Source organism: Dysgonomonas sp. PF1-14 (assembly GCF_029892965.1).
Taxonomy (GTDB): domain Bacteria; phylum Bacteroidota; class Bacteroidia; order Bacteroidales; family Dysgonomonadaceae; genus Dysgonomonas.
The window spans coordinates 192748-210326 of sequence record NZ_JARXWN010000007.1; the positions used below are offsets into that span (position 1 = coordinate 192748).

Sequence of the window (17579 nt, forward strand, 5' to 3'; positions counted from 1 at the left end):
TTGAAGTTATGAAATACTCAGACCGTTTAGTTGAAAAGATGATCCGCCTGATAGAAGAAGACACCTACACCATCACCGAAATATGCGAGGCCCTGAAAATTAGCCGCCATACTTATTATGAGTGGCGAAACACCAAACCCGACTTTCGCCGTAAGGTAGACGAAGCCATCGACCGCCGCGACGATGCACTGGTAGTTATTGCCCGCCGGTCTCTGAAACAAAAACTCGAAGGCTGCGTACTCACCGAAGAGCGCTGCGTGTACGAACCGGCCAAAAGCAATTCGAGCCATCAGATACTCAAGACCCGTACCGTCCGTAAGAAACAATGCCCGCCCGACCTGCGCGCCATCAAATACGTGCTCGACCGCAACGACAAACGCCGCGAAGCCGACAACAGCCCTTCACGCCGTCCGATGATCATCAATGTACCCGACCAGCATACAGCCGATATGCTGCGTGCGATGGACGAGCCTGACTACTGGGACAAGCGTCAGAAAATGATAGACGAGAAATATGCTCCCGGCGGCATCTGGTCTGATAAAGAAAAGGTTGACGAGACCGCGTATAAGAAGGATGAATAAAAATAACTATAAAAATGTGAGCTTTGTAAGGTTTTAGTTAAAATGTAGTGTGTTCGCCCGAAGATCGGATAAGCGGGCAGACACACAGATCTGCCCCTACGGGAGAAGAAAGAAAATTTTAACTAGCAAGCTAGTAGACTAAAGACTAGTAAACTCGTAATTCATTATTCATTTTATCCCGTATTCGGAAATTTGTTCAAGCATGATGGGAGAAATTCGTTTAATGGGTGCTATCTTTGCACCTTCAAAAAATAAACGAAAGCATAAATGTTGATAATTGACAGTCTAAAAGTAGAATTAGGGGACAGGATACTATTTGATAATATAAGTTATATAATCAACGAAAAAGATAAAATAGCCCTCGTCGGTAAGAACGGAGCAGGAAAAAGTACCATGCTAAAAATACTGGCAGGAGTGAATACACACTATAAAGGTACTGTTACCAGCCCTGATGGCTCCACTGTGGGCTATCTGCCGCAGGTGATGAAAATAGAGGACGGACGTACGGTGCGCGAAGAGGCGTCACTGGCCTTCTCACATATCTTCGAACTCGAAGCAAAGATAGAAGATATGAACAAGCAGCTGGAAACACGTACCGACTACGAATCGGACGAATATGCAAAGCTGATAGATGACTTTACCCATGCACACGAGCGTCTGGCTATGGTAGAAGGCATCAACTTTGAAGGCGAAGTAGAGAAGACGTTGATGGGATTGGGTTTTAAACGTACCGATCTCGATCGTATGACAAGCGAATTCAGCGGAGGATGGCGTATGCGTGTCGAGCTGGCAAAGCTTCTGCTTCGCAATCCCGATATCATGCTATTGGATGAGCCTACCAACCATCTCGATATAGAGTCTATCGGTTGGCTCGAAGACTTTATCAATACACAAGCCAAAGCCGTAGTGCTTATATCGCACGACCGTGCATTTATAGATGCAGTTACTACACGTACCATCGAATTGACAATGGGGCGTATATATGATTATAAAGTCAATTACACTAAATACGTTGAACTCCGTCAGGAGCGCCGTCAGCAACAAATACATGCTTGGGAAGCCCAGCAAAAGCAGATTGCCGAAATAGAGGAATTCATAGAGCGGTTTAGGGCACAGGCAGCCAAAGCCGTACTGGTGCAGAGCCGTATCCGGCAGCTTGAGAAAATGGAGCGTGTGGAAATAGATGAGGAAGACAAGTCTCAGGTGCGTATCCGTTTTCAGCCGGCAACTCGCTCTGGCAACTATCCGCTGACGGTAGATATGGTGACTAAAAGGTATGACGATTATCTTGTCTTCGAGCATGCCAACCTGATGATAGAGCGGGGCGAAAAGATAGCCCTTGCCGGAAAGAACGGGGAAGGTAAGTCTACATTTGTGAAATGTGTGATGGGCGAAACCCCGTACGATGGCACTATGATGCTCGGGCATAATGTAGAGGTAGGTTATTTTGCGCAAAATCAGGCTGACCTTCTCGATGAAGAGCTGACCGTATTCGAAACTATCGATCGTGTTGCCGAAGGAGATATCCGTACTCAGATACGGAATATACTGGGCGCATTTATGTTTAACAGGGACGATTCGGAAAAGAAGGTGAAAGTCCTTTCGGGAGGGGAAAGAACCCGCTTGGCGATGATAAAACTATTGCTCGAGCCTGTCAACCTGCTTATTCTCGATGAGCCTACCAATCACCTCGATCTGAAAACTAAGGAAGTTTTGAAGAATGCGTTGCTCGACTATGACGGTACTGTTATTCTGGTATCACACGACCGCGATTTCCTTGACGGACTGGTGACCAAGGTATATGAGTTCTCGGATAAGAAGGTACGCGAACACATTGGTGGTATAAAAGAGTTCTTAGCTAAGAAAAGGGCATTAACTTCTTGAATTTTTGTTATCTCCAAGATTTTTATATATTTGTGACAATCTAAACATATTATAAAACTATAAAAATTAACTTAACATGAAAAAAGTACTATTTTCTTTATTGGCTTCAGTTCTGGTATTGGCTTCTTGCGGTGGCCCGAGTCCGGTTGCATTTAACGATGCTATAACCAACGCAAATTCAGTGATTATGAATGTACAATCTGAATGTCAGGATGCAATAGCCAAATCGATGGAAAATAAAGATTATTCTTCTATCGTAGCACAAACAGATAGTGCTCTGGCTAAGATCGATGCCGAGCTTGCTGTTGTGAAAGCACTGGAAGTGCCTAAAGGTGGGGATGCCTTTAAAGAAGCTGCTGTTAAGACTTATGAGAGCCTTAGAAGCATGGTAGAAACAGGGAAGAAGTTTTCTGCTTTGAATTCTGAATCATCAGAAGATGATTACAACAAGATCTATAAAGAATATGAAGGTAAAATGGAGGAGTCTTCCAAACTGTTTGACGAGTTAGCTACAGCTCAGATGAATTATGCAAAAGAAGCCGGTTACGAAGTGAGATAAATTTCACTTTGATGATAAAAGGCCCGGATCTCAATATAAGAAGGTGCGGGTCTTCTTATTTTTTATATATAGTTGATGTTGAAAACTTTTCCATAATGTAACAAAAAAATAACTTTTTCTATTTATATTTTTTAATTATTATAGCCTATATTTGTGTAGAAATGTAAAAATCAGACGAAGGGTATCGTACAAAATGTGTTTGTTGTATTTACAAATTGTAACCAAATAATAGAGTGTGTATTGCAAATGTTCGGAACTGTTACAGATATATATTAATAAGTTGCGAATAGTCTTGAATTTATATATAATTTAACTTACATATCAATTTAATTTCATTTCTTAATCTTAAAAAATATGAGAAAAAAGTTGTCTTTTCTATTGGTAGGTGTTCTATTTTGTTCCATTACTGCTTTTGCTCAATCTGTAGTGAAAGGAATAGTAGTGGACAAAGATACTAAAGAGCCGCTGATCGGAGTTACAGTCTTTTCGGAAAGTGAAAAGAAAGGTACTGCAACAGAACTCGATGGGAGTTTTACCTTGAGTCTGGCTTCCTTAAAAGGAAAATTGAAATTCACTTATGTCGGTTACAAACCGGTTACCCTTGATGCTGCATCAAATATGGGTAATATCGAGTTGGAACCGGATGCTTTCGGACTGAGTGATGTTATTATCACTTCTACCATTGGTGTCGATCGTAAAACACCGGTAGCGATGTCTACAATAGATGCGGAGGTAATAACACTGAAGCTTGGTACCAAAGAGTTTCCGGAGTTACTTAAATCAACACCGAGTGTATATGCAACAAAAGTAGGAGGTGGATATGGTGACTCCCGCGTGAATGTGCGTGGATTCGATTCTCCTAACGTAGCCGTTATGATAAACGGTGTGCCAATGAATGATATGGAATGGGGTGGTCTGTACTGGTCAAACTGGGCCGGACTTAGCGATGTTACACGTATCTATCAGGTGCAGCGTGGTCTTGGTGCCGTTAAGATTTCTTCGCCATCGGTAGGTGGGTCTATTAATATTGTGACAAAGACAACTGATGCCCAAAAGGGAGGATCTGTATATTATGGTATGGGTAATAACGGATACAATAAAGTGGCATTCAATGTATCGACCGGTCTGATGGATAATGGATGGGCTGTAACCCTGCTAGGTTCTAAGACATGGAGCGACGGATACATTCAGTCTACCGATTTCGAGGCTTATTCCTACTTTCTAAACGTTTCGAAACAATTAGGAGACAATCAAGTTCTATCGTTCACAGCTTTCGGGGCGCCGCAATGGCACAATCAACGTAAAGATCAACTATTGATCGAAGAATGGGCAAAACTGCCCGAAGGTGAACGTTACCAATACAATGCCGGATATGGATATGATGCTTCCGGCCAGTATAAAACTTTTAACCGTAACGAATATCATAAACCGCAGATATCATTAAACCATGTGTGGGATATTAACTTGAAATCGAACCTGTCGACAGCTCTTTATTTGTCTCTCGGTTCCGGTGGAGGATATTCGGGGCTTGCCGGAAAAGATGAAAATGGAGCTACATTTAACCGAAATCTTGCTTATGGCTCAACTAATGGTAGGGTAAATCAAGATTATCGTGCGAATGACGGTAAAGTTGCAGGATTCGGAACATATGACTTTGCAAAATTAATGAGGCAAAATGCTGATAATCCTAACGGATCGTTACTAGCTATTCAGAATGCAATAAACAACCATGTGTGGGTAGGATTACTTTCTACATATAGCAATAAGATAACCAAAGAAATAGAATTGCAGGGTGGTATAGATTTCCGCTACTATAAGGGAATACACAAAACTAAGATTGAAGACCTTCTTGGTGGCAGTTTTCTGATTGATCCGCAAAGAGCTATCGATGGTAAATACAAAGACAACCCTGAATGGGTGAACGAAAAACTAACTATTGGGGATATTGTATATCGCAATTATGATGGTTTTGTGATGCAGGAAGGCGTATTCGGACAGGCTGAGTACTCGAAGGACAAATTAAGTGCATTTGTTTCCGGATCATTCAATGTGTCGAATTACTGGCGTGTGGAAAAATTCGCAGCTGATAATGAGAAATCGAAAACTACAAATAAGGCTGGGTTCGGTGTAAAAGGAGGAGCTAACTATAACTTTAACCAGAATCATAACGCATTTGTAAACATAGGTTATTTTTCACGTACCCCATTCTATTCAGCCGGAATTTATACTAACAATCAAAAGAGTAATGCAATAAACCCTGACGGACAGAATGAGAAGATATTTTCGATGGAAGCCGGCTATGGATTTATAAACCGCTTTATGAATGCCAAATTGAATATCTATCGTACACAATGGATGGACAAAACAATGGTATATACGCTGGATAAAGACAGGCCTCAGGATGGTACAGTTAACCTTAACGGAGTAAATGCTTTACATCAGGGTGTTGAATTGGAGGTGAATGTGCGTCCAATTGAAAAACTTAATCTGAGAGCTATGGCTGCATTCAATAACTGGAAATGGGATAGTAATGCTTCTGGTTTTGCCATAGACGATAAAGGCCAGGTTGTAGAAAAAAATGGTGTTACGCAAGAGGTGCTTGTGAATCTGAAAGGTATCCATGTGGGTAACTCTCCTCAGACTTTTGTCGCTCTTGGCGCCGATTATGAAATATTCAAAGGTATGCGTATAGGTTTAGATTATAACTATTATGGTAGAAATTTTGCAGACTTCAAAGTTTCTATAAATAAGATCGGACAGAATGACTTCTATCAGCCATGGCAGATACCGGATGCTCATACATGGGATATGAACTTCAGTTATAGATTTGATATTTTGGGACTCAAAACGTCTTTGTATACAAATATTGATAACTTGTTCGATGCAGTATGGATTGCCGATGCTCAGGATGGAGGAGTTAAGTCTGATGACAATGATGAGAAAGCCAAAAAAGCTCAAGTGTATTATGGCTTTGGACGTACATGGAGTGTAGGACTGAAAGTTCATTTCTAAACCTAAAAAACGAATAATAAGATGAAAAAGATAGTATATATATTACTTATGGTCTTCATTACATTCTCCTGTAAAGATTTCAATGAAGATAACTTTGATTGGTACGAAGATGCCGAAAAGCCTACAAACGTAGCAAGCTACCAATACACAATGACTGAAGCTGACTATGGCACTATTGTAAGTGCCCTCAATGCTACCGGTACAGAAGAGAACAAAGCACTGGCAACAAAGTTGAATGCTGCCAAAAAGTTCACACCGGAACTCGATCCTTCTGTGTTGATCCCTTATTTGCTGGAGAAGAAGTATTTTACAGCCGATGTAAAATCTTCGGCTATGGTTTCCTATATGTACGATGCAGCTCGCGATGCAGTTCTTAGCGGATTGTCAGGTGCAGGACATGTATTGACAATGGACGACTATCAGATTGCATGGGGTGACAAACTCTATACCAACTCTTTCAATCCGGAACAAACACCTGAGACTAACTTACCGAAGGTATTAAAGGAAGTCTTTCCGGATGCTGTAGAAGGTACATATAAAACTCTCGAATACAATTACTCACCCGATATGTCGGAACCCTCTATTGTAGAAGGTACAAACTATCTGGAAGAAACATTCGAATCGTATGCAGCTAATGCTACAGTTATAACAGACTGGATAAACAAAGACCTTACGGGAACAAAATCATGGCAGGTAAGAAGCTATAGCGGAAATATGTATATCCAGATGTCTTCTAATAACTCAGGTCAGCTGAATGATGTGTGGTTGATAACCAAGAAGATTGATTTATCAGAAGCTACTACACCGCACTTGTTGTTTGATGTTACTGCCGGCTATTACAATGCCGACTGCCTGAGCATCCAGATATCAGATAACTTCAACGGAACAGAGGCCGGTATCTCTACAGCTACATGGAAAGATATAAGTGCCGAATTTACATTGCCTAAGGGTCCAACTTCAGGTTTTGGAACGTTGGCTCCTGCCGGAATGGGGGATATTTCCGATTATGCAGGGAAAAATAGTGTATATATTGCTTTCCATTATAAGGGAGATGGAATGTCTACACCTCAGAAGTCAACCACATTCCAGATCGATAATGTAAAAGTATCAGATATGGTTATCGGTATAGATGTTCCTAATAAGGCTCCACAATATGCGACATATACATATGATGGCAGCAACTGGAAAACTGTAGGTAGTGGTATTTTAACATTGCAACCAAAGGATTATACGGAGAAACTTAGTCTTTCTTCTCCTATTCTGAGTACATCTCAGGCTCAAACACTTTTACCTCAATACATGGTACAGAATGTTGTTGGAACTGAAAAGGTAATCGTTTACCGTACAGCAGCAGGAGTCTTCTACGCCGACAGGTTGAAGTATGAAAACAGCCAGTGGTCTATACAAACTACTCTGGCAGAAGAGTCGTCTCAATTTGTGCGTGCTCAGATAGATAAAACCAAGAAATGGATATTCGATCCTACGATTATTATCCCTATATCTAAATCTGATTACCGTATGATAGTAGATTATGTAAAAGATAATCTGATGGACGGAAATGTGGATGTTTGGGATACACGTGGTAATGCTGAATATTACTTTGGATTTAGCGAATACTATGGTAATATAACTTACCGGGAGCTTAATTATCGTGATAAGGATAATACTTACCCGATGAGCGGAACAACGGAAGAAAAGGTTAAGTTTATGAATGACCGTACTATCGAAGGTCTTACGATATTGCTTACACTCAAATATCCTGATGCTACCCCTATGGTAAGTGGTGTAGACCAATTTGCGAGATACGATAATATCGTCATATACTCAGAACCGGGTGCAGATACCAACGTTACATGGACTTATACATTCCAATGTACAGGAAATAAAGAATGGAAATTCGTAAGCAGGGAGAATGATAAAGGGCGTATAGAAACAGCGCAATAAAAAGAATACACTTAAATTCTAAATATATCAGAGCCGGTGAGTTATCCTTACCGGCTCTCTTGTTTATCAGCCTTATCCTTATGTTGTTACTTGTTTATAATGTTGAAAATAAGACAAATAAAGGATTGCCTGTACAGGCAATCCTTTAAATATGTCAGTATAATCTTTCGTTCAGATTAAGCTTTTCCTGCGCTACCAAGAACTTCTTCGATCTTGTGCTTGTACAGTTTCTTCATATTGTCGCGAGCAGGACCAAGATACTTACGTGGGTCGAATTCACCAGGTTTAGTTGCGAATACTTCACGTACAGCAGCAGTCATAGCCAGACGGCTGTCTGAGTCGATGTTGATCTTACATACAGCAGATTTTGCAGCCTTGCGAAGTTGCTCTTCAGGAATACCGATAGCATCTTTCAATGCACCGCCATATTTGTTGATAGTAGCTACTTCTTCTTGTGGAACTGAAGATGCTCCGTGAAGTACGATAGGGAATCCAGGAAGTTCTTTTTCTACTTCTTCGAGGATATCGAAACGTAGCGGTGGAGGAACAAGGTTTCCTTTTTCGTCTCTTGTACATTGCTCAGGAGTAAACTTGTTAGCTCCGTGAGAAGTACCGATAGAGATAGCCAGAGAGTCGCAACCGGTACGTGTAGCAAAGTCTACTACTTCTTCGGGTTGTGTGTATGTATGGTGCTCAGCAGATACTTCGTCTTCTACACCAGCCAATACGCCAAGCTCGCCTTCTACTGTTACATCAAATTGGTGAGCATAGTCAACAACTTTCTTTGTAAGGGCGATATTTTCTTCGTATGGTAGGTGAGAACCGTCGATCATTACAGAAGAGAAACCAGAATCGATACAGTCTTTACAAGTTTCGAAAGTATCACCATGATCCAGGTGAAGCACGATTTGAGGTTTTTCCCATCCGAGGCTTTTTGCATATTCAACAGCACCTTGCAGCATGTAGCGCAACAAGATAGGGTTCGCATATTGACGAGCACCCTTAGATGCCTGTACAATTACCGGAGATTTTGTTTCAGCAGCAGCTTGCACGATAGCTTGTAGTTGTTCCATGTTGTTTACATTGAAAGCAGGTATAGCGTATCCGCCCTTTACTGCTTTTGCAAACATTTCTTTAGTGTTTACTAATCCTAAGTCTTTGTAACTTACCATTGTTTTTGAATTTATATTTATATAACGTGAATATTTTTCGATGTTTTACACCATTTTGTCATCTTGAGTGTGCAAATGTGACTTATTTGCGCTCTTACTCGCTGATTTCCATACAAAAATAACAAAAAATCATGATAAAAGGTTTCAAAATAGTTTAAAATAACCTTTCGTTATCATTTCCATAGTGGGGTAGGGTACTCTCCTTTTTCCACCAGTTTTTGTAATTTTTCTACTACGCCTTCTCTGTCTTCCGAATAGGTAACGCCGAACCATTTAGACGGTGTATCCAATACTTTGACATCGGCTGTTCCGTTGATGATAAGATGATCCACCATCAGCGGTATAAAATACTCGGCTTTATGGTTACCTGTGTTAGCTTCGAGGAACTTAACGAAGTATTTGTCCGAGTGTTCGAAGTAATCAGGTGTGAACCCCCACATATTCATAGATACCGGAGTGTTTTCAGGTAATTCGAACCAGTAGTTTTCTCCATCTTTATACTGAATCTTTCCATCTTTACGTTCGATGTGGGTACGTTCTACAATACTTGAAAGGAAATGCTCGGCATTGGTTTCACAAACTCCTCTGGCCACAGCACCGCTTTCAGACAATGTATTGTGCAGACGGTAACCTACCATACAATAATGGTTTTGTTGGCCTTCCATCTGTATTAATTGTTTAGCCAGAATTTCATAGCTTTCGCGTCCGTAGAAATCATCAGCATTGATTACAGCGAAAGGTTCGTGTATTACGTCTTTTGCCATCATTACAGCATGATTGGTACCCCATGGTTTTTGTCTTTCAGGGTCTAATGTAAATCCTTTTGGCAGGTTGTCCAGTTCCTGATATACAACTTCTACAGGAACATGCTTTTCGTATTTTGATATAATTTTTTCGCGAAAATCTTTGTCGAATGATTTTCGGATTACAAATACAATCTTTCCGAATCCGGCTCTCAGGGCATCATAGATGGAATAGTCCATGATAGTTTCGCCGTTCGGACCCAGTCCGTCCATTTGTTTCAGACCACCATAACGGCTTCCCATTCCGGCTGCAAGGATATACAAAGTTGGTTTCATAGATATAAATTATTTTAGAGTTATTTTTTTCGACACAAAGATAGCTTTTTAACCTTTAAAACGGATATAAAAGCACTTATAAGTGCACCTTGAGTACAAAATATTATAATATTTTAGGTAATAGGAATACAATAAGTTTTTTTACTAAAAACCCGCTAGGCATGTTCTTCTTAATTTGTTATTATAACCATAGTACTTTTTTCCATAAGCGTATCTCTTGCGGGCATCGGTTCATCTAATTTCGGGCGAACACATGGGTTTGTTCCTACAGTGCTTTGTGTGGCTTTCCGACTGAGGCGGAATGTGTCAAAAGTAAAATAGCACGATCTGAATATTAGTGAAGGATCTCTTTTCTCAAAAGAGATCCTTCTTTTCGGTAGGGATGATATAAAGAAACCTGAATTTTCTTTTGACAACCCTGCTTTATTATATATGTTCTGTCTATTATTTTCTCAGAATCAGTATCTCCCTTACTGTATCAGCCGTAATATTGTGACATTCGCCGAGTTTCCATCCTCGTTCTGCCAGACGGTTCACAACCTTGTCTATGGCTTCGTCTCCCAGTCCGTAATCTCCCAGATGTGTTTTCACACCTACAGATTCAAAGAAGTTCTCTACGGCTTTGATTGTTCGTTCTATGGCGTTATCACCCTCTATGCCGAACACGTTTTTGCCCAGTCGGGTAATTTTTTTGCCTTTTTGCTCTTTCAGTACAGTCATTATACCCGGTAGTACGACAGCAAGTGTTTGTCCGTGATCGAGTCCGTAAAATGCTGTTATTTCGTGTCCTATCATATGTGTAGCCCAGTCTTGAGGTACTCCGCAGCCTATCCATCCGTTGAGCGCCCATGTAGAAGCCCACATCAGATTGGCGCGTACGTCGTAGTCTTCTGGTGTTACAAGTGCTTTAGGGCCTTCTTCCACCAATGTTTTTACAATGGCTTCGGCCATATTGTCCTGAATCAGCGAGTCACCTTCATTATAGGTAAGGTATTGCTCCATTACATGCACAAAAGCATCTACAACACCGTTTCCTATCTGGCGTGGAGGCATGCTGTACGTAGTGGTAGGGTCGAGTACCGAAAACTTAGGGTAGGTGAGAGGTGATGCAAATGAGAGCTTATCCTGTGTCTCTACACGGGTGATAACTCCTCCGTTGTTCATTTCCGAACCGGTAGCAGGCAATGTGATGATATCGCCCAAAGGCAACGCTTTAGTTACCGGACTGTCCTCTGATAATATCTTCCACGGATCGCCACCCTCGAAACATACTGCTGCTGCAATAAATTTGGTTGCATCCAATACCGAACCTCCACCAACTGATAGCAAAAAGTCAATTCCTTTTTCTTTTATCAGTGCTACAGCTTTCATACAAGTTTCGTAGTGCGGATTGGGTTCAATGCCCGAGAATTCGTATGTCTCAAAGCCTTTCAGAGCCTCAACTACTTGTTCGTAAACTCCGTTTTTCTTAATGCTTCCGCCTCCGTATGTTATCAATACTTTGCTTCCCGGAGGAATTTCGTTTGCGATTTTTTTGATTGTTCCTTTCCCGAATATGATCTTTACGGGATTGACGAATGAAAAGTTCTCCATAATTTAATCTGATGTTTTTATTGTGGAAGCAAAGGTATTCGTTTTAAAAGATATAGTGATCTTTTATTTATTAAAGAAGTTAAAAAAGCAGGGATGAATATCCAGAGTAAATTATGATCTATGCCAATCTGTAGTTGATATTGTATCGAACATATCATCTCAACCTCTGATTCGCATGACTTAAAATTCTGCTACCAGTTTTACATTAAATTGCCTTCCCGTCAAGTAATTAGGTACGGCATACTGTTGGTTGTATATGTCAGACACCCAGTAGTATGTATTGGTGTTGTTTATGTCGAACAGATTGAAAATATCGAAGCCCAACCAGATGTTTTTGAATGCCTTGCAGAACGAATTCCTATTGCGTATATCGAAGTCTTCGCCCAGTACCAGCCATGAGAATCCGATGTCGATACGTTTGTACGACGGGGTGCGGAAATATCCGCTCTCATATCCCTTATGGGGTGCAGAGATAGGCAATCCTCCCGACCATAGCCCGCGAAGGCTCATACGCAGGCGTTCGTATCCCGGAAAGTAATCCTGATAGAACATTGCAAAATTAAATCGTTGATCGGTAGGTAGTGGAACCTTCACGCCATTGATATCCTGTTGGGTTTTCATCAGTCCGAAGCTGATCCAACTATCTGCGCCCGGAATAAATTCGCCATAGAGCTTGAAGTCAGCACCCATAGAATAACCACTGGACGTATTTTCGCCAGTGTACCGTATTTTTACATTGTTGACAGTATATGGAATCAGGTCTGACAGTTTTTTGTAATACAATTCACCCGATAATTTAAATGGTGGTGTATTGGTTTCTGTATCAGCTCCGAAGTAGTAATCGGCACCGAGAACGATATGATATGATTTCTGCGATTTTATATCCTTATTCAGTTCCACCTCATTGTTTCCACCTATATTCACAATACGCTGAAATTCCTTATAGAAAGGGGCTTGATAATACACACCTCCGGCAACACGTACCGACAGATTGGGGATCGCTTTTGGCACGAAAGCCAATGCTCCGCGCGGACTGACGATCAGTTCTTCGTTGAATGTCCAGTAGCTGGCGCGTACACCTGCATTCAGTATAAACATCCCTTTGTCGGTGTCGAATGTATAGGTGTCTTGTACGTAACCGGATATACGTGACGGATTGATTTTATTATCCGCTTTCAGGTTAGAATACAGGTTGACATCCGTTCCGGTACTGGGTAATGAATATCCCGCCGAGTCGCGCATTTCCCACTCCTTTATTTTGTCTTCTATCCGTTCTTTCTGAAAACTCAAACTCCATTTTAGTAAATGTTTGTCGAGCCTGAGATTTCCAAAATGAGAAAATGTATAGACATTCGATTCCAGTTTGTTGCGTGCATGCTCGTGATAGTTACCTATTCCCAGCGTAGGCTGCAAATCAGGGTTGTTTTCTCCTGTGATGTCTGTTTCTTTCAGCTCGTAGCTCCCGCTTATATCGTATCGTTCCTGCTCATCAGAGCCAAATGTAGACGCAGTGAATCCGATGTTCAACTTGTCGTTTATCTTTCCTTTCATCGTCAGTGCAGCCTGATAGGTAAGGAAACGGTCTTTTTCCCATCCGTCGAAGTGTACCATAAATGTACGCGGAGTCATCAGTGTGCCGAACTTAGTTTCGCGAGTAGTAGGAGTGAATTTATATGTATTATGTGAATAGTTGCCAAGAAAACTGGCCTCCCATTTCGACGATAAGGCATAGGTCATATATGTCTGAAAATCGAGAAATGACGGGTCATATTCAGCTTTGGTATCAGTTTTACTTATCAGCGAACGGATGGTTTTATACCTTACACCTGATATCTGAGTAAAACGCCCGGATGAGCTTCCCACATAAACATCGCCACCAAGCAAGCTGGCTGAAACAGCACCTTCAAACCTTTTCGGTTTTTTGTAGGTGATGTCGAGTACCGACGACATTTTGTCTCCATATTCGGCACTATACCCTCCGGCGCTGAATCCGACGGATTGTACCATATTGGGATTGATGAAGCTAAGTCCTTCCTGCTGTGCCGATCGTACAAGTAGGGGACGGTATATCTCTATACCGTTTACATATACGATATTCTCATCAAAGTTACCGCCGCGAACAGTGTATTGAGAACTCAGTTCATTTGTAGAACTTACTCCCCCCATTGTTGCAAGTAACGATTCTATACTGCTCCATGGGTTTGCCGCACGTCGTGTTGCCAGATAGTCTACACGCTCTATCACAGTCGTTATGGGTCTTTCTCCTTCTATGGTAACGGCTTTCAGTTCTTTATCGTCATCCTGCAAGGTTACGTTTATTACCATTCCTTCGGTAAACTTCGGTATTATGTACAGATGCTTTTTATAGCCGATAAGGGTAAATAATATTTTAACGGAATCGCCAGCTGTACTTGCTGTCAGGAAATACTCTCCTTTGTTGTTTGTTGTAGTTGTATTGCGGGTTTTCTCCTGCGAAACCAAAACATGCTCTAAAGGCTTGTTTTTCGTATCAGTAACGATACCCGCTATTCTTCCTGTTTGTTGTGAATACAAGGAAGACGATAATAAAAAGAGTATGAACAGAAATAATAGATTCCTTTTAGTCATAGAAGTTTGTATAATGTGCAAATTTATGGATATATTTTCGGTGCACAAACTATTTATTCCGATATAATGCCTGCTACTCTTCTTTTCGGTATAAAATATGTAATAAGTATTGGCGAAGTTTATCTATAGTATATCAATGTGCTAAATTGGTAATGTGCCAATAAGCCGATGGAGCGGTCTTTGAATATATTGATTTTTTGTAAAGATTGTAAGGTTTTAGTTAAAATTATCTCACGCAAAGACGCGAAGGCGCAAAGAAAAATACTCGTAACTTGTAACTGCCCGTAGGGCGATGTAACTTGTAACTCCTGTCAGGTTTTAGTTAAAAACTAGTGTACTAGATTATAGAGTTATAGCATACTCGAAAATAGAAATAAAAACTAGCAAGCTAGTAGACTAAAGACTACTAAACTCGTAATTTTTGTAAGGTTTTAGTTAAAATGAATGGCAATGTTGTTGGAGGTGTGTCAAAAGCAGGCTCTAAGTAACAGACAAAAAAGTACTAAAAAGGGTGTGATCAGACACACCCTCCTTACTTTTTTATCACAGAACCTATCAGTTAGATAGCGTTGGTTTCTCTCAATACAGCATTTGTTTTGTGAACAGCAGCAGCCGAAGCTTCGAATTTTTCTTTTTCGTCGGCAGTCAGTTTTATATCGATGATCTTTTCCCAACCGTTCTTGCCTAATACTACAGGTACTCCGATACAAATATCGTTTTGCCCGTATTCTCCTTCAAGGGTAACACAGCAAGGTACAACTTTCTTCTGGTCGTGTAGGATAGCCTCTACTACGTAAGCACCCGCAGCACCCGGAGCATACCATGCCGATGTGCCGAGTAGTCCTGTAAGCGTAGCACCACCTACCATTGTGTCGGCAACTACTTTGTCGAGAACTTCTTTCGACAGGAATTCCGATACAGGAATACCTTTATATGTAGCCAGACGTGTAACAGGAATCATTGTGGTATCTCCGTGTCCGCCGATCACCATGCCTTCTACTTCGTTAGGGTTGCAGCCCAAAGCCTGGCTCAGGTAATATTTGAAACGTGAGCTGTCCAACGCTCCTCCCATACCTACAACGCGATGCTTAGGAAGTCCTGTAACTTTCGATGCCAGATATGTCATCGTATCCATCGGATTAGAGATAATAACAAGAACAGCATTCGGTGAATATTTCAGTATGCTCTCGGCTACACTTTTCACAATACCGGCATTTACTCCGATCAGTTCCTCGCGGGTCATACCCGGTTTGCGCGGAATACCTGATGTGATAACAACGACATCAGAATTTGCAGTAGCTGCATAATCATTGGTTACACCTTTGATACGGGTGTCGAATCCAAGCAGTTGAACTGTCTGGTTCATATCCATTGCTTTTCCTTCCGAAACACCCTCTTTTACATCGAGCATCACTACTTCATCGGCCACTTCGTTAAAAGCCAGCACATTTGCACATGTAGCACCCACGTTACCGGCACCTACAACTGTTACTTTAGACATAATAATTTTTATTTTATAATTGTGATTAATAAATTATACGTATGTTTCACGCCTTTGCATAATGTAAACCATGATGGTACGGATACTATCCAGCATCTCAAAAAAAGGCTAGCAAATGTACATGCTTATTCTGAAAAAATAAAGATTTTAACGGTCAAAAATACAGTGATATATTAAAAAAAGCGAAAGCCTGCCGAGCTATTGTTTGATATGCTTAAAAACTTTTATATTTGTATCCGCGTTGTAATTTAACATTATTATGAGCACAGAACAGAAAAGCAATAATACTAAAATACTGGTAGCTGTAATCATTCTGCTGATTATTGGGATGGGAATTGCAGGCTATTTTATATTCAACCAGAAAACCCAGATAGAAGAACTACAGGAGGAGAGCAATCTGAACAAGCAACAACTTGAAGACGAATATGAGAATCTCTCCATGCAGTATGAAGGGTTTAAACTGAATATCAAAAACGACTCGTTACTACAAAAACTAACAAACGAACAGGCTAAAGTACAACGCTTGCTGGAAGAACTGAAAACCGTAAAAGCGGAAAATAAGGCGGAAATCAGCAGGCTCAATAAAGAACTTTCTACCTTGCGACAGGTACTTAAATCATACATCGTACAGATAGATTCCCTCAACAGGGCAAATGAGCAGCTCAGACAGGAGAAGAAAGAGATCACCGATAAGTACCAACAAACTACCCGAACTCTGAACGAGGTGACCCAGCAAAAGGAGAACCTGACAGAAAAGGTAACGCTGGCCGCTAAACTGGATGCTACAAATATCAGTGTGCAGGCAACAAACAGCAAAGGAAAGGTGCAGAAGAAGATAAGCAAGGTAGAGCAACTAATTATAAACTTTGCCATTACTAAAAATATTACAGCCGAACCGGGTGAACGTACCATTTACGTACGCATAATGAAACCGGACAATGACGTACTCACCAAAAGCCGCACAAATACATTTGCTTTCGAAAACAGGGATATCAATTATTCCATAAAAAGAATAGTAGAATACGGTGGTGAAGAAGTCGGTGTAACTATGTATTGGAATGTAGAAGAATACCTGATGCCGGGTACCTATCGTATAGATATATTTGCCGACGGAAACCGTATAGGTATGAAATCCTTTACAATGGAAGACTAATGGAGATAGTAGAAGCATCGAAAGACCACATATTCGTTATCCGTCTGCTGGCTGACAAAATCTGGCCTCTGGCATTTCAGGAGATATTAACAAAAGAACAGACGGCATACATGATGGAAATGATGTATAGTGCTGATTCTCTCGAAAACCAGATGGACAACGGGCATCACTACTTATTGGCAAAAGATGGTGACGAGTATCTCGGATATGTTTCCTACGAATTGAACTACAAAGATACAGATGCCACCAAAATCCATAAAATATACGTCCTTCCTTCCCTGCAAGGTACAAAAGGCGTGGGGCGTTCATTCATAGAGGCAGTAACGGAGAAAGCCAAAGAAAACGGCAACAAAGAATTGTCGCTGAATGTAAACCGCTTCAATAAAGCGATCAATTTCTATAATCGTATGGGCTTTGAAATAGCTCGAAGCGAAGACATAGATATAGGCAACGGATTTCTGATGCAAGACTATGTGATGAATAAAAAACTCTGA

The 17579-nt window shown here is 40.9% G+C and carries 12 protein-coding genes; 7 read left to right on the forward strand and 5 right to left on the reverse strand.

Annotated features, from left to right (window positions below):
* Positions 1–8 precede the first annotated feature (8 nt).
* The 5 genes from M2448_RS10605 to M2448_RS10625 all read left to right on the forward strand — a co-directional run bounded on the left by M2448_RS10605 (position 9) and on the right by M2448_RS10625 (position 7980).
* Positions 9–581: a phBC6A51 family helix-turn-helix protein gene (locus M2448_RS10605; protein WP_280646002.1), complete on the forward strand. Its 573-nt coding sequence runs from the start codon at positions 9–11 to the stop codon at positions 579–581.
* A 267-nt stretch (positions 582–848) separates the two neighbouring features.
* Complete coding sequence (locus M2448_RS10610) at positions 849–2465, forward strand: ABC-F family ATP-binding cassette domain-containing protein (protein ID WP_280646001.1); 1617 nt, start codon at positions 849–851, stop codon at positions 2463–2465.
* Positions 2466–2541: 76 nt separating this feature from the next.
* Positions 2542–3024, forward strand: coding sequence for a hypothetical protein (locus M2448_RS10615; protein ID WP_280646000.1), 483 nt, complete (start codon positions 2542–2544; stop codon positions 3022–3024).
* A 354-nt stretch (positions 3025–3378) separates the two neighbouring features.
* Positions 3379–6036, forward strand: a complete 2658-nt coding sequence (locus M2448_RS10620; RefSeq protein WP_280645999.1) for a carboxypeptidase-like regulatory domain-containing protein — start codon at positions 3379–3381, stop codon at positions 6034–6036.
* 21 nt (positions 6037–6057) lie between these two features.
* The gene (locus M2448_RS10625) at positions 6058–7980 is read left to right on the forward strand and encodes a choice-of-anchor J domain-containing protein (protein ID WP_280645998.1); all 1923 of its coding nucleotides are present in this window, start codon (positions 6058–6060) and stop codon (positions 7978–7980) included.
* A gap of 176 nt (positions 7981–8156) precedes the next feature.
* Here the strand turns inward: M2448_RS10625 and M2448_RS10630 are convergent, their stop codons facing one another.
* From M2448_RS10630 to mdh, 5 genes are all read right to left on the reverse strand, one after another.
* The gene (locus M2448_RS10630) at positions 8157–9152 is read right to left on the reverse strand and encodes a class II fructose-bisphosphate aldolase (RefSeq protein WP_280645997.1); all 996 of its coding nucleotides are present in this window, start codon (positions 9150–9152) and stop codon (positions 8157–8159) included.
* Between the two features lie 173 nt (positions 9153–9325).
* The gene (locus M2448_RS10635) at positions 9326–10231 is read right to left on the reverse strand and encodes a sugar phosphate nucleotidyltransferase (protein WP_280645996.1); all 906 of its coding nucleotides are present in this window, start codon (positions 10229–10231) and stop codon (positions 9326–9328) included.
* Between the two features lie 444 nt (positions 10232–10675).
* Positions 10676–11824, reverse strand: coding sequence for an iron-containing alcohol dehydrogenase (locus M2448_RS10640; protein ID WP_280645995.1), 1149 nt, complete (start codon positions 11822–11824; stop codon positions 10676–10678).
* A gap of 180 nt (positions 11825–12004) precedes the next feature.
* Positions 12005–14431, reverse strand: a complete 2427-nt coding sequence (locus tag M2448_RS10645) for a carboxypeptidase-like regulatory domain-containing protein (protein WP_280645994.1) — start codon at positions 14429–14431, stop codon at positions 12005–12007.
* Positions 14432–14990: 559 nt separating this feature from the next.
* Positions 14991–15932, reverse strand: a complete 942-nt coding sequence (mdh, locus tag M2448_RS10650; protein WP_280645993.1) for a malate dehydrogenase — start codon at positions 15930–15932, stop codon at positions 14991–14993.
* Between the two features lie 259 nt (positions 15933–16191).
* Here mdh and M2448_RS10655 point away from each other — a divergent pair, with 259 nt between their 5' ends.
* Positions 16192–17085 (forward strand): hypothetical protein, encoded by an 894-nt coding sequence (locus M2448_RS10655; protein ID WP_280645992.1) that lies wholly within the window; start codon positions 16192–16194, stop codon positions 17083–17085.
* On the forward strand, positions 17085–17579 hold the full coding sequence (locus tag M2448_RS10660; RefSeq protein ID WP_280645991.1) for a GNAT family N-acetyltransferase: 495 nt from the start codon (positions 17085–17087) through the stop codon (positions 17577–17579). The genes M2448_RS10655 and M2448_RS10660 overlap by 1 nt, the downstream gene beginning before the upstream one ends.